This is a genomic window from Arthrobacter sp. alpha11c (assembly GCF_054149985.1).
The window spans coordinates 4,208,108-4,222,043 of sequence record NZ_CP196747.1; the positions used below are offsets into that span (position 1 = coordinate 4,208,108).

Below are 13,936 nucleotides of genomic sequence, written 5' to 3' on the forward strand. Positions count from 1 at the left end.
TCTTCTCCCGCTTCCCCCCGCTGCGGGACGGTGGGGCAGCCCAGCGGGAGCATGTCTCTGTGCAGTCAGCACCCCGTGCCTGTTGCGCTAGGCTCCAAGCATGCCTGAACAGGAAACAAAAGCACGTCTCGCCGGCTATCTGGATAAGCAACAGCCCGAGCTCTACGCAACGCTGAGCCACTATGCCCAGCAGGTGATTGGGGAAGCCGACCGCACAGGTGTCCCACGCCGGACCATCGAACTTCTCAACTACCTTGCGTCGCAGATCAACGGCTGCGCATTCTGCCTGGACCTGCACCATCGCCGGGCCTTGGGGTACGGCGAAACGGAACAGCGTCTGTCCTTGGTAGCTGTCTATAAGGAAGTGACGCTGTTTGAGCCGGCTGAGCGGGTGGCCATGGAAATCACTGAGCAGATTACCCGGATGAGCACGTCACGGCCGAGCCCCGAACTCTTCGAGCGGGCCCGTGAACACTACAACGACGAGCAAATCAGTGTCCTCTGCATGGCAGCCATTGGGATCAACGCCTTCAACCGGCTGTCGATTCTGAGCGAGCACCCTGTGCGTGTGGTCAAGCCCAAGTCCTGAATTCAGCGGGCCCTGTGGGGACCTGACCTACTTTCAAACAGCATCAGCCCCTGGGCAACCCGAAAAGGTTGCCGAGGGGCTGATCTGCAGGCAAAGAAGGTCAGGAAGCTACGGCGGCTAGGCGCCGACGGCCTTCTTGAGCGACCGGCGTCGTCCGTACTTGAAGTAGAAGAACGCGTAGCATGCCCCCACAAACGGGACGCCGAAGAGCAGTGCCGCCACCTGGTTGGGGTCGAACGCGATGCCGATCAAGGACACAACGCACAGGGCGAACGCCAGGATCGGAACCAAGGGGAAGAGTGGCGCCTTGTACGGGAGCGTGCTGAGATCGCCGCCGTTCTTGATAAACGTGCGCCTGTACACGAAGTGCGAGGCCACAATGGACATCCACACGCCCACGGTCGCAAAGCCGGCAATCGAGACAAGCACCAGGTACACGGTTGCCGGCGCAACAATGCTGCTGATCAGGGACGCCAGGCCGCCGAGCATGCTGACGCACAGGGCAATCATCGGGATCCCACGCTTGGTCAGCTTCCTGAATGCCTTGGGTGCGTGTCCTTCATCGGCCAGCGAGAAGAGCATGCGGGCGCAGGAGTAGAGTCCGCAGTTTCCAGCAGACAACAGGGCAGTGATGATCACGAAGTTCATGATGTCTGCAGCGAACGGAATGCCGAGCATGGAGAAGACGGTGACGAACGGGCTTTCGTCCACGCTGACCTTCTCGTAGGGGATGGTCGCCGCGATGACGGTAATCGCGCCGACAAAGAAGATCATGAGACGGATGACCGTGGTCCGCATGGCCTTGGGGATGTTGGCGCCGGGATTGGATGTTTCGCCGGCGGCCACACCGATCAGTTCGGAGCCTGAGAAGGCGTAGAACACTGCCAGGCAGGTGACGAAGACGCCCGTGAAGCCGTTGGGGAACAGCCCCTCGGGTGTGCTGAAGTTGCTGGTGAGCGACGGGTATTCGCCTGCGGCGAGCGGGTGGAAGCCCATCAAAGCGGCGCCGCCCAGGATAATCAGGCCGACGACGGCGGCAACCTTGATGAGCGCGAACCAGAACTCTGATTCACCGAAGACGCGCGATGAGATGGCATTCAGTGTGAACAGGACGCTGGCGAATATGAAGCACCAGATCCAGACGTCGACGCCCGGGAACCAGCGTTGCATGAGCAGGCCGGCAGCAGTGAATTCCGAACCCAGCGCCACCGCCCAGCAAAGCCAGTAGAGCCAGGCTGTGGCGAAGCCGGTGGCGGGTCCGATGGTTCGGGCGGCGTAGATGTGGAAGGCACCTGAAACGGGGAACGCAACGGCGAGTTCCCCGAGGCATGCCATCACCAGGTAGACCACCACGGCTCCGATGAGGAACGCGAGAACGGCGCCCAAGGGGCCCGCGGTGGCAATGGTGTAACCCGAGCTGACGAACAGGCCTGAGCCGATGACGCCGCCCATGGCAATCATCACCAGGTGCCGGGCCTCCATGGACCGGCGAAGTCCTGTCTGTGAGGCGCCAGTCTCCGACTGCGCCTCGGGTGCCGATGCCTCGGCTGTTGTGGGGGAGCTGTGTCCCATATTCCCTCCGGGAAGTTAGCCAGCAAAGTCTGAAATGGTGTCGGGAGGACGTGATCCAACTAACACGAGAACAAGATTCATCACATGACGGACACCCATTTCAAGGAGGATAAGGAACGCGATTGAACCCCTGTGAAGCTCAATGCTGAGGCCAAGAGTTCCTTATCAATGAGTCATGCGAGCAATTACTCTACTTGTCATCTGCTAAGTTCCAAGCGGAGCAGAGTAGGCCCCAGTCTGGCCGGCCGGAATTACTCGATTCCGGCAAACAACTCGTTCAGTTCCTCCGTGAGCTGCTTCCGGACAGCGGGAGTACCGATCTCGTGGCCGTTAATGTGGTTCACCGGCGCGATCAAACGGATGCTCGAAATGAGCCAAACGGCGTCTGCGTCGAACAGGTCCTGCGGCACCAGCGGCCCATAGCCCAGCTCCCACCCTGCAGCCTTCGCGGCGGCGAACAGCGCGCCCTGCGATGTGCCCGGAAGGATCCCGCTATCGTGCTGCGGCGTGATGAGCCGTCGAACGGTCCTGACGGAACCGTCGCCGTCGTCTACTGTTTCCAGATGGGCGAGCAACACAGTGGACGTTGGCCCCTCAAGAACACGGCCATCTGTTGAGGTGAAGATGGCGTCATCGGCACCCTGCTTGTGCGCGTAGCGCAGCGCGGCCATGTTCACGGCATAGGACAGCGTCTTGGCTCCCAACAGCAGCCACGGCGCGCGCTCGCCGGCCTCAGTATCAAAGCCGCGGTCCAGAAGTACGACGTCGATACCCGTCTCGCGCTGCCGGCGGCTTCCCGCGGGTGAAGGCGAAGCCTGTACCCAGCATGTGGGGCTCGCCGCACCTTCAATGCCACGGGTCACGATCAGCTTGACGACGACTTCGTCCTCTTCCGGCGTCGGCGCCGGGTAGGAGGCCCGGAACTCGGTGATCGCCGTGTCAATCGCCCTTCGCCAGACGTCCTGCTCCGGGATCGCCAAGTCCAAAGCCGCTGCGGAAGTGCCTAACCGGTTCAGGTGTGCCTGCACTTTGCGCGCCCTGCCCTGGACGGCCAGAAGGGACTCGAACACGCCGTCGCCACGGGTAGCGCCGAGGTCAGTGGCCATGAGCTGGGGCTGGCTGGAATCGGCAATGCGGCCGTTTTCGAAGGCCGGGTCCAGGAAAACGAGGACCGTGGGGGCAGGAGAAGTCATGTTCCCAGCTTAGTGCGGCCCTCCAAAGGGGCGGGCCGATAGGCTGTGGTCACCGTTAGTTCTTGGACCGTGGGGGTTATGGAGTGCTTTTTCCTTTTCCGATTGGCTTGGAGTGGACCTGGCTTCTAGGTGCTTGGGCCATTGCGGAAGTCATCATGCGCATCGTGCTGCTGGGGATCATCCCCGGCAACCGTCGCCCCACAACAGCCATGGCCTGGCTCCTGGCTGTTTTCCTCGTCCCGACCATTGGGTTCGTGCTCTTCCTGCTTTTTGGCAATTTCCGCTTGTCCAAGCGGCGGCGTGAACAGCAGGAACAAGTTAATCATCGCGTTCGCGCCGTCACCTCTGACCTGTCCGATCCCGTGAGCACCTATTCCGGTCCGGAGTGGGTGAAATCAGCGGGTGAGCTGAACCACCGCCTTGGTTCGCTGCCCATGGTCGACGGCAACAAGGTGGAGCTCATTCCTGGTTACAAGGAGTCCATCAAAGCCATGGCCGAGGCCGTGCGGGGCGCCACAGAGTATGTCAACGCGGAGTTTTACATCATGAGCAGCGACTCCGTGACGGACGAGTTACTCACCGAACTCGAGAAGGCTGCCGAGCGCGGAGTCACCGTCAGGTTGCTCTTCGACCACATTGGAACGCTGCGCATCAAGGGCTACCGTCGCCTGGTCCGCCGGCTCAAGGCAGGCCAGATCCAGTGGAAGCGAATGTTGCCGCTGCTGCCTATCCACGGCCAATGGCGCCGCCCGGATCTCAGGAACCACCGCAAGATCCTGGTCATCGACGGGACACTGGCGTTCACGGGCTCGCAGAACCTGATCGAGCCGTCCTACAACAACCCCAAGCATCGCCGTGCGGGTCGTCAATGGGTTGAGCTCATGGCCCGGCTCGAGGGCCCCATCGTAGCCACCTTGAACGTAGTTTTCGCCACGGACTGGCTCAGCGAAACCGACGAGTCACTCGAAAGCCAGCTTCGCCTGCCCTCCCAACCCTCCCCGGGGCACGTCACCGCCCAGGTGGTCCCAAGCGGTCCGGGGTTCGCCACGGAGAACAACCTGCGCTTGTTCAATACGCTGATCTACTCGGCGCAGCACAGGATCTCCATTTGCAGCCCCTACTTCGTGCCTGATGACTCCCTGCTCTATGCCATCACCACGGCGGCCCAGCGAGGCGTTGATGTGGAACTCTTCGTCTCCGAAAAGGGTGATCAATTCCTCGTCCACCACGCCCAACGCTCGTATTACGAAGCGCTCCTTGGAGCAGGCGTCCGCATCTACCTGTACCGCGCGCCGTATGTACTCCACGCCAAGCACTTCACCATCGACGACGAGGTTGCGGTTCTTGGTTCCAGCAATATGGACATGCGCTCCTTCTCCCTGAACATGGAGGTCTCGGTGATGCTCCTGGGCGCCGAAACCGTGAACCTCATGCGGGCCGTGGAGTCCACGTATCGCGAGGTATCCCGTGAGCTTACGTTGGATGACTGGATGGACAGACCCCCGTTGGCCAAGTATGTGGATAACGTCGCGAGATTGACCGCGACGCTCCAATAGGGTGCTCAGCCGGGGAAGTCAGCCCCGAGCGTCGACAACACGCCAAAAGCCTTGGTCCGGATCTCTTCGTACTCGTCGTCGGCCACGGAATCGGCGGTGATTGCCCCTCCGATACCCAGGCTGAGCGTGCGCCCGCCGTCGTCGTCGGGATTTACCACAAGGGTACGGATCACGACGGCGAGGTCCGTGGCCGCATTCAGCGAGAAGTAGCCGATTGCTCCCGAATAGATACCGCGGGGACCCGCCTCAAGCTGGTCAAGAATGTCCATGGTGCTGATCTTCGGCGCCCCGGTCATGGACCCAGCCGGGAAGGCCGCAGCCAGTGCCTCTGCACGCGGAGCGCCAGGGCGAAGGTGCGCGTCAACGGTGCTGACCATCTGATGCACCGTGGCGTAGCTTTCGATCGCGCACAGCCGGCTGACCGTCACCGAGCCGGGAATGGCGAAATGGCTCAGATCATTGCGCAACAAGTCCACGATCATGATGTTTTCCGCGCGGTCCTTCAGCGAGGTCTCCAGGTCGCGGCGCAGCTCCGCGTCCTCAGTGGGATCGGCGGAACGCCCACGCGTCCCCTTGATCGGCTCGGCCCGCATGCCGCCGTCGGAGAGAATCCGCAGGAAACGCTCAGGAGAAGTGCTCGCGACAACCAGCTCGCCGAACCGAAGGTAACTGGCAAACGGTGCTGGATTGCGGCGTCGCAGCGCCCGATAGCTCTGCCACGGGTCCAGCCCGCCGGCAGGGGCTTCAAGCATGGTGGTCAGGCAGACCTCGTACGAGTTGCCTTCGCTGATTTCATGCTGGGCGTCGGCGATTTTGCGCTTATAGTCCGTTGCACTGTCACGGCAAGTGAATTCCGGAGCCGCCTCGGAAACAGGCTCGACGGCGGAAGCCTGAGCGGCTGAAGCAGTTCCGACGGCGGTGCGAGCCTCGCGCAACCACTCATCGGCGTCGGGTGCGTCCAAGGCGAGCAGCCACACAGTGTGCTCGCGATGATCCAGCACCACGGCCCGCCCAGCGAAGAGCAGGGCGGCGTCGGGGGTACCGGCTTGGACGTCGTTGCCCCCGGTTTCCCGTTTGAGCTCGTAGCCCAGATAGCCCAACCAGCCGAGCGTGAACTGGCCATCGTAGCCCCGGGGTGCCCGCACGGCCCGGCGTCCCCATACGGAATCGAGCCAGCGGAAGAAGGGGCCGGAGGTTTCAACAGTGGCTGTTCCGGCGGTTACTTGGGTGGTTCCCGCGCGGTGTTGGACGGACTGGCCGAACGTGCCGCCGTCGTCCGCCAGGATACTGAAGCGGCTGCGGGCAGCAGCCTGGGACGTCCCTGAAACCGCGGACGCGTTGGAGGAATCCAACCAGACAGCATTGGTCGAGGAGCCGTAGAGGTCCTGAAAGAGGGCCTCGGCATCAGGAGCGGCGCTGATCTTTTCAGACCGGAGCTGCAAGCCTCGGCGCGCGCTGAGTTCCGGCGAGAGGATCGCTGACAACGACGGCAGGTACCGCATGGCCTGCAGGACATCATCCGGGGCGTTGCCATCCGCGAGGTTCTGCACACGGATGTCTGCTGCGCCGATGACAGCGTCGGCTTCCAGCCAAACATCCTCCTGGGCCGCCCAGCTGTCCCAATAAGGTTCGTAGGTGTCTCCGTCACGGGCCAAAGCCCGACGACGGCGGTCGTCGCCGGGGGATTCGACCCAGACGATGGCGTCCAGCATGGGACGCGCGGCGTCTGCTGCGGCGCCGACGCCCTCCACGATCACGATTTCGGCTGGCAGCGTTACGTGCAGCGCGCCGTCGTAGTGCCGTTCCCAATCCCAGCTGACCCACTCTGCTGCCTCGCCTTGGCTCAAAGGCGTCAACACCGTTGCGACGTACCTTTCGATGCCTGTGGCAAGGCCGTTCCATCCGGGATAGATGTCTTCCAGATGGAAAAGGGAAACCTTGTGGTGCTCCCGAAGGCGGGCCGCCAACTCGACGGCCAGCGTGGTCTTGCCCGCGCCGGACCGCCCGTCGACGGCGATGATCACGGGTGCAGGGGTCATGACATAGAGGTTACCTGCTGGTGCTCGGTGGCTCCGTTTCGGACGTCGCTGGCGCTACTCCCGGAGTCTTGCGCAAGTGCATCGCTCACGTAGCGCACAATGCCTGGAATAGCGGCTTTGATAAGGGTCCAGGTGTTGTCGAAGTCGGTGTGGCCGCCGTACCAAGGATCCTCGATGCCCAAATCCAGTGAACTGCGTCCAACCATCATGGGATCGAAGCTGCGCAGCATTAGGACTTTGGCCAGCGATTCGCGATCCGGAGCGCCCTCCTGAAGCCAGCCGAAATGATCGACGTCCAGTGCCAGGATGAGGTCCCGCTCAGCGAACCACTCGCGCCTCCACTGGCGTGCGACGTGGTCCTCCGAAGCGATGTGGTGGGCGGTCAGTTTGCGGGCCGCCCGGGGATCGATCGGGTGCCCCACCTCGTACCCGGTGGTGCCCGCTGAGTCGACCACTACCAACTTGCCGAGCCCTTCCGCTTCGAAGGCTTCGGTAAGCATGAGCGCTGCCATGGGCGAGCGGCAGATGTTTCCAGTGCAGACCGTGATGATGCGGTATGGGCTCGTCGTTGAGTACATGCAGCAAGCATGGTTGATGGCACCCCTTCTTGGCTAGGGGCCACTTCACAACGGAGTCACTTTTCCTGTCAAAGCTGTCACAGGGTGTAGGGGCGGGCGGTGAAGGTGGCTACTGGACCGCTGGAGCAGGCGCCGTTTCCGGGGCCGCTGGCCCGGTCGCCGACCCGGCAGACGCTGCTTCGGCAGCCAGCGCGGAGGCAGCCAAGTAGACGGTGCGTACGACGGCGGCGCGTCGCCTCTCGAGGCGGCCGGGGTCGTTCCCGGCCATGAGGCCATCGAGTGCAGGCAGCACGGGCGCGGTATCGCAAAGACTCACGATGGTGATGAGGAGATCACCGGCGTCTTCCTTTGAGATTCCGGGAAGGGCTGCAATGGTGCTGTTGACCTTGGATGCACAGTTCGCCATTCGCTTGGGCAGGCCCACAACTTCGGTGCCGCGTTCCAGGCCTTCCCAGAAGAGGAGGCGTGGCGCGGTGGCGTCCTCTTGATGATGATCGAACAGGCGGCCCGCATAGTTCGCCATGGCCTCTGGGCCCTCACCGTGGATGGGCACTTCATCCATGAGGGAGCTGAGAGCGGCTACGATGACCGCGTCAAAAAGGCCGTTCTTGTTGCCGAAGTACTGATAGATGCGTTCTTTGTTGACGCCCGCCTCTGCGGCGATGCGATCAATCCGGGCCCCAGCAAGTCCCCGCGTGCAAAACTCGGACGTCGCCGCCTCGAGAAGCAGTGACTTGGTGCGCTCTGTGTCCCATGCCATAAGTACAGATTACCATTTTCCAACTAAGTAGTTGTAATTGTTGGCGAGTGTGGTTATTGTGAGACAAAGCCAATTGCAACTATCTGGTTGGAGAATGCCATGAACGCTCAAGCTACTACCGAAATCGACCCCGGTGAGGCCGCTGCCCCCGTCCGTGCACATGGACCCTCGCAAGCCCCGAAGGCACCGTCCGTGCACATGCGGGCCCTCATCACATGGATCGCGATCTTCCCCCTTGTCTCCATCGGCATGCTCTTGCTGGGGCCGATCATGGAGCCGTGGCACCCGGTTCTGCGGGCACTTGTGCTGACTGCGCTTGTGGTTCCGGCAGCAGTCTATTTTGTGGTCCCCAAGCTGTTTGCCGGCCACGGTGTACTGAGCCGCAAGGCCGCTGAGCGCGCCGCCCGTAGGTCCGCTTAAAAACCAACTGACTGGCATTTGTGGTTGTTCTCAGCGCTGGGAACAACCACAACTGCCAGTCAGTTGGGTGGGAGCGCTGGGACTAAACGCCCCGCAGGCGCTGGACGTCCGCGATGCTGGGGTAGGCGGCCTGGGTGCCCTTCTTCGTGGCGGCCAACGCTGCGGCTACCGAGGCGAAGGAGGCCGCGTCCGCGAGGGAATCGCCTGCAGCAAGGCGTGCAGCGATAGCTCCCGTGAATGCGTCACCGGCACCGGTGGTGTCTACGGCCGAAACGCGGGTCGGGGCGATACGCGTGATCTGGTCCTGGCTCCCGCGGGCCAACGAATCCAGCACAACAGACCCGTGGGCGCCCAGCGTTACCAGCACGCGCTGCAAACCCCTGTCGGCAAACTGGCTCCGTACCGGCTCCCATGCTTCGGCCTCCGCGTCGGCGTCAGGAACGTCGGCTTCCCCGCCCAGGAACAGGGAGGCCTCGTGCGCATTGACCAGCAGCACGTCGGTCAAGTCGGCCAGAATCTCCGGTACCTCCGCGTAAGGCGAGAGGTTCATTATGACGGTAGCGCCGGCGTCGTGCCCTGCTTGTGCAGCGGCGATCACAGTATCGATCGCGACTTCAAGGCAGAGGCAGACCACCGCAGCATTGTTGATGGCGTCCGCTGCCGCGCGCACGTCTGCCGGGGTTAGAGTCCCGTTTGCCCCGGCCGAGATGATGATGCTGTTCTCGCCGCTGGCATCCACCGAGATGACCGCGACGCCCGTCGCGGCGTCCGAGCGTCGGACGCGGGTGACGTCCACTCCGGCGTTGGCGGTCGAGTCCAGGAGCATGCTTCCGTTGGCGTCATCGCCCACTGCGCCCACCAGGCTGACCTGGGCGCCGAGCTTGCTGGCCGCCACCGCCTGATTGGCGCTCTTGCCGCCGGGGTTGACCGCGAAACCATTTCCGTGGACCGTCTCGCCGGGCTTGGGAAGGCGGTCGCAGTAGATCGTCAGATCGGCGTTCAGGGAGCCGACGACGACGATCCCCGCCGTGGGTGCCCCGGCTTCTGTGCTCATTTGCTTGCCTCCACATTCGCCGCCTCTGCCTCTGCGACCTCTGCGACTTCTGCATCCAGAGGTTTCGGGATCAACAGTGAGGCGGCGAAGGCGGCAAGGGTGATGGCGAGACCCGCCACCACAACAGTGAGGTACGACGCCTTTGCGTCACCCAGTGTGGACGTCGCAACGAGGACCGCGGGCAGGACCAGGAAGCTCAGGCCGGCGCCGAGGTTGAAGGCGCCCGCATTCATTCCGGGGAGGAAGCCCGGGTTGCCTTGGGGCGAGAGGACCACGCCCAGTCCGTTCAGCATGATGTTGACGGTACCGGCGTACATGATGCCCAGCAAGGCTGTGCCCACGATCATCATCGGCAGGTTGTTCAGGCCGAAGAACGCGATGATCGCCAAGGCCACGAGGCTGCCCAGCAGTCCGATACGAAGGACCTTCGTGTAGCCGAGGACCGGGGCGAGCCTGCCGCTGATCGGGCCGAAGAGCCAACCCAGCAGTGCGTAGGGCGTAAGGATCATGAGCGACATCTCGGTGGGGCCCACGCCGAAGCCGGGTTCGGCCGCCTGAACGAACGCCGGGACGATCCCATTGATGACCGCGAAGATACCGGTCATGGTCAGTGTGGTGGTCAAGAGCGGCGCCCATGTGGAACGCTGCCGCAGGTGCACGGTTTCCACCATGGGCTGCTTGGCGCGCTTTTCAACAGTCCAGAAAGCGAAGAACGCGACGCCGGCAACCAGGATCAGGCCAATGGCCAACGTTAACGTCCCCGCATTGAAGGCCGTGGCCAGTTTGGAGCCTTCGTTCAAGGCTGTCAGGAGGGCGCCTACCGCGATCACGATGAAGAACACGCCCAGCCAGTCCATGGTGGTTCCGGCAGCAGGTTTGCTCTCTCCTGCCAGGACGGCGATAAGGACCGTTGCCACAAGGGCCAGGGCAACCATGAGCCAGAAAATGCTGCGGAATCCGAAGTTCTCGGCGAAGTAGCCGCCCACGAACGAGTCGACACCAGCCACGCCACCGTTCACTGCGGTGATGAGGCCCATGAGGGTGCCGTATTTGCGCGGGTTGCTCACTGCAGAGCGGAGCATGATGAGGCAGAGGGGGACAGTGGGACCGCTGACGCCCTGGATGATGCGGCCTACGAAGAGCCACGTGACATCCGGTGCGAGTGCCGCGATGACCGAACCGACAGCCATCAGGAGCATCATGCCCACAAGGATCTTCTTTCGGCCCACGATGTCGCTGAGCCGGGGGAGGAAGAGGGAGAACAGTGCTGCGGCGGTGAAGAACCAGGTCTGGGACAGGCCGATGGTGGCTTGGTCCGTCTGGAGCTCATTGCCCATGGTGACCAAGGCGGGGCTGAGCATGGAGGCGTTGAGCTGGAAGGCAACACAGGCTGCCAGAAGGGCGACCATAAGCGCGGTGACGTTACCCCGGGTGGACTTGGTTTCTGGTACGAGGATGGACATTACTTTGCCTCTCCGGCTGCGACGTTAACCGCGGCGGTGGCGTCAGCCCCGCCGTCGAGGGTTGGTTCACCGATCCGTTCGATCGCATCGGTGACAAGATCCCAGAACTTCTTGTGGTCCAGATCCACGGCCACGGACGTATGGCAGTCCTCCGGGGCGGGCGCGCGGAAGTCCGCCACCGTCATGCCGAGGGTGAGCTTGCCCTGCAGTTCGATGTCCACCGGCACCTTGCGTGTGGTCATCACGGTGGGGTCGATGACGTAGGCAACTGCGCAGGGATCGTGGACCGGCGGGAAATCGAAGCCCTGGGCATCCTTGTAGGTCTTCTGGAAGAAGTCCATGAGTTCCATGACGAACTTGGCCGGCTTGGTTCCGATTTTTGCGATGCGGTCCACCACCTCATCTGTGGCCAGTGCCTGGTGCGTGAGGTCCAGGCCGACCATCACCACGGGCCACTTTTCGTTGAACACAATGTGCGCGGCCTCGGGATCGATGATGATGTTGAACTCCGCCACTGCGCTCCAGTTGCCCACGTGGTAGCCGCCGCCCATGAGGACAACTTCCTTCACGCGCTCCACGATGCGCGGCTCCTTGCGGGCAGCCATGGCGATGTTCGTCAGGCCCGCGGTAGGCACCAGGGTGATGGTGCCCGGCTCATGTGCCATGACGGTTTCAACGATGAGGTCGACGGCGTGGCGCGGGTCCAGTTCGATGGTGGGCTCGGGCTGTTCCGGACCATCCATGCCGGATTCGCCGTGGATGCTGGGGGCCGTCTCGATGGTTCGAACCAGGGGGCGGTCACAACCTGCGGCGAACGGAACGCCGGTGATGCCAGCGATGGTGGCTACCGAGAGGGCGTTGCGCGTGACTTTTTCGAGGGTCTGGTTGCCCACCACCGTTGTCACTGCGAGCAGCTCGATGTCCGGGTTGCCGTGGGCCAGCAGCAATGCCACTGCGTCGTCATGGCCGGGGTCGCAGTCAAGAATGATCTTCTTGCGTGATGTCATGGGATTGGGGTCCACGTTTGTCTCCACGTCATTGGGGCCTGCCAGGTTCTTGCCCGAAGCAGGGCGGTAAGCATTCATGGGAATTCTGGCACTGCTTCAGGGGTTACGTCAAACGCTTAACGTGACGAGAGTTAAGCGCTTAATGCCTTGAGCCACTTGTTCGCGCTGCAGCAACGCTACGATCGATGCATGGATACCTTGGATCGGCGGAACCCCCGCTCGCCCCGTGTAACGGCTGCGATGGTGGCTGCCCGGGCCGGGGTTTCCACTGCCACCGTCTCATTGGTAGCCAACGGTAAGACGCAAGGACGAGTATCCGAGGACAACATCTCACGCGTCCGATCAGCGATCGCCGAACTTGGCTATGTGGTTGACAGCATTGGGAGTTCGCTGGCTCGCGGAGTCAGCTCCATCGTCATCCTCGTGACGCCGGACGTGTCCAACCCGTTCTTCGCCAACGTCATCGCAGGCGTCCGGGAATCACTCGGCCCGGCTTACCAACTGCTGCTCTCGGTGACCGACGCAGGGGAGTCGCCGCAGGCCGAGGATGTCCGCAGGTTGTTGGCACTCCGTCCGGCCGGCTTGCTCGTGGGCGCCCCCAGTGCTGAGTTTCTTCAGGACCTGTCCGCGGCTGCACCGCTTGTGCTCCTTGACGCGCCGGGCCTCGAGTCCTATGCCCCGTCCGTAAACCTCGACGTCGCCCAAGGCGCACGTGAGTTGGCCCGGCACCTCTCCGCGTCCGGACATACCCGGGCCGCCTACGTGGACGGCATTACCGGCACCACCACTTTCCACCTGCGCAGGGAAGCCTTCCTGGAGGAGGCCGCAGCGTGCGGGCTTTTGGTTGCCGATGGGCATGTCATCAGCACCGCGATCGACGTCGGTGCTGCCGCCGCCGCGTTCGCCGACGCTTGGCCCACCTGGCAGCGTGAGGGGGTGACCGCCGTCGTCTGCGGTACCGATACCCATGCGTATGGCGTGCTGCAGGAAGCGCGTGTGGCGGGCGTCCTGATTCCTGCCGAACTGGCCGTTGCGGGCTTCGACGATCTCCCGTATTCGGCCACCAGCAATCCCAGCCTCACGAGCGTGCACCTGCCGGCGACGCCGCTTGGACGAAAGGCCGGGGAGCAACTCCGCGGACTCATGGAAGGCCTGGATTTGGAGGAGCCGCACGTGACGCTGGAGAGCTCGCTGGTGGTGCGGGGTTCTACGTCTTAGCTACGTAAAAGTCCACGACGTCAACAAAGGCGCGTGGGAGACGAGGGGTGAGCCAGAGATTCCTTTAGAGACAGTAAATTCTGGTCGACATGTTCATCGTTTTCGGTACACGTCGAATGTTACGGAGGATGGCCGAAGTGGATAGTCCCGCCGGCTTCGCAGAGGGTCGTTAAATCGGGTTTGATAGAAGCCCAAACACAGTGTCCCTTTCCTCAGCCCGAGACCGGAGCGGGTCTCATCCCTCGGTAACGGTAATACGGAGGCCTTCGGGTCGACATGGATTAACGCCGGCTAGCAGCGGAGGTGGTACTCGGGAGCCGACCACATCTCACGCAGTAGCCCGTCGTCGTGGGAACCGTCTGGCTGAGTTCGGCCCCTGGTTTTGATTTGGTTACCGCGTGAGTAAAATCGCGGGCCGTTACATCTCCGAGCTCACGTCTGCCTTGGGGCTAGCGTGAGAGTTGACCGGACACCCATCTGACCTGAT

12 protein-coding genes are annotated in these 13,936 nt (G+C 62.7%); 4 read left to right on the forward strand and 8 right to left on the reverse strand.

Going from position 1 to position 13,936, the window contains the following annotated elements; genetic code table 11:
- Positions 1-100: 100 nt before the first annotated feature.
- A complete protein-coding gene (locus ACTAQJ_RS19560; RefSeq protein ID WP_431116867.1) occupies positions 101-589 on the forward strand; it encodes a carboxymuconolactone decarboxylase family protein in 489 nt (162 codons plus the stop codon).
- Positions 590-706: 117 nt separating this feature from the next.
- On the opposite strand, the gene ACTAQJ_RS19565 is transcribed toward ACTAQJ_RS19560, so the two are convergent.
- Positions 707-2,161, reverse strand: a complete 1,455-nt coding sequence (locus ACTAQJ_RS19565; RefSeq protein WP_498698628.1) for an amino acid permease — start codon at positions 2,159-2,161, stop codon at positions 707-709.
- Between the two features lie 251 nt (positions 2,162-2,412).
- Positions 2,413-3,354, reverse strand: coding sequence for an aminodeoxychorismate lyase (locus ACTAQJ_RS19570; RefSeq protein WP_431116865.1), 942 nt, complete (start codon positions 3,352-3,354; stop codon positions 2,413-2,415).
- A gap of 83 nt (positions 3,355-3,437) precedes the next feature.
- On the opposite strand from ACTAQJ_RS19570, the gene cls reads away from it, so the two are divergent.
- Positions 3,438-4,910 carry a cardiolipin synthase gene (cls, locus tag ACTAQJ_RS19575; RefSeq protein WP_498698629.1) on the forward strand — a complete coding sequence of 491 codons (1,473 nt, stop codon included), beginning with the start codon at positions 3,438-3,440 and terminating at the stop codon, positions 4,908-4,910.
- A gap of 5 nt (positions 4,911-4,915) precedes the next feature.
- Here the strand turns inward: cls and pabB are convergent, their stop codons facing one another.
- From pabB to ACTAQJ_RS19590, 3 genes are all read right to left on the reverse strand, one after another.
- The gene (gene pabB, locus ACTAQJ_RS19580) at positions 4,916-6,949 is read right to left on the reverse strand and encodes an aminodeoxychorismate synthase component I (protein WP_498698630.1); all 2,034 of its coding nucleotides are present in this window, start codon (positions 6,947-6,949) and stop codon (positions 4,916-4,918) included.
- Positions 6,946-7,527 (reverse strand): low molecular weight protein-tyrosine-phosphatase, encoded by a 582-nt coding sequence (locus tag ACTAQJ_RS19585; RefSeq protein WP_498698634.1) that lies wholly within the window; start codon positions 7,525-7,527, stop codon positions 6,946-6,948. Before ACTAQJ_RS19585 ends, pabB begins: the two co-directional genes overlap by 4 nt.
- A 109-nt stretch (positions 7,528-7,636) precedes the next feature.
- On the reverse strand, positions 7,637-8,287 hold the full coding sequence (locus ACTAQJ_RS19590) for a TetR/AcrR family transcriptional regulator (RefSeq protein ID WP_498698637.1): 651 nt from the start codon (positions 8,285-8,287) through the stop codon (positions 7,637-7,639).
- Between the two features lie 99 nt (positions 8,288-8,386).
- On the opposite strand from ACTAQJ_RS19590, the gene ACTAQJ_RS19595 reads away from it, so the two are divergent.
- On the forward strand, positions 8,387-8,707 hold the full coding sequence (locus ACTAQJ_RS19595) for a putative antibiotic biosynthesis monooxygenase (RefSeq protein WP_498698640.1): 321 nt from the start codon (positions 8,387-8,389) through the stop codon (positions 8,705-8,707).
- Positions 8,708-8,789: 82 nt separating this feature from the next.
- Here ACTAQJ_RS19595 and ACTAQJ_RS19600 read toward each other — a convergent pair whose 3' ends face one another.
- From ACTAQJ_RS19600 to uriH, 3 genes are read right to left on the reverse strand one after another with little or no spacing between them, the layout of a single operon-like run.
- On the reverse strand, positions 8,790-9,761 hold the full coding sequence (locus ACTAQJ_RS19600; protein ID WP_498698643.1) for a ribokinase: 972 nt from the start codon (positions 9,759-9,761) through the stop codon (positions 8,790-8,792).
- Positions 9,758-11,224, reverse strand: a complete 1,467-nt coding sequence (uriT, locus tag ACTAQJ_RS19605; RefSeq protein ID WP_498698644.1) for a uridine transporter UriT — start codon at positions 11,222-11,224, stop codon at positions 9,758-9,760. Before uriT ends, ACTAQJ_RS19600 begins: the two co-directional genes overlap by 4 nt.
- Positions 11,224-12,231: a uridine-preferring nucleoside hydrolase UriH gene (gene uriH, locus ACTAQJ_RS19610; RefSeq protein WP_498702226.1), complete on the reverse strand. Its 1,008-nt coding sequence runs from the start codon at positions 12,229-12,231 to the stop codon at positions 11,224-11,226. Before uriH ends, uriT begins: the two co-directional genes overlap by 1 nt.
- Positions 12,232-12,420: 189 nt before the next feature.
- Here uriH and ACTAQJ_RS19615 point away from each other — a divergent pair, with 189 nt between their 5' ends.
- The gene (locus ACTAQJ_RS19615; RefSeq protein WP_498698647.1) at positions 12,421-13,449 is read left to right on the forward strand and encodes a LacI family DNA-binding transcriptional regulator; all 1,029 of its coding nucleotides are present in this window, start codon (positions 12,421-12,423) and stop codon (positions 13,447-13,449) included.
- Positions 13,450-13,936: the final 487 nt, after the last annotated feature.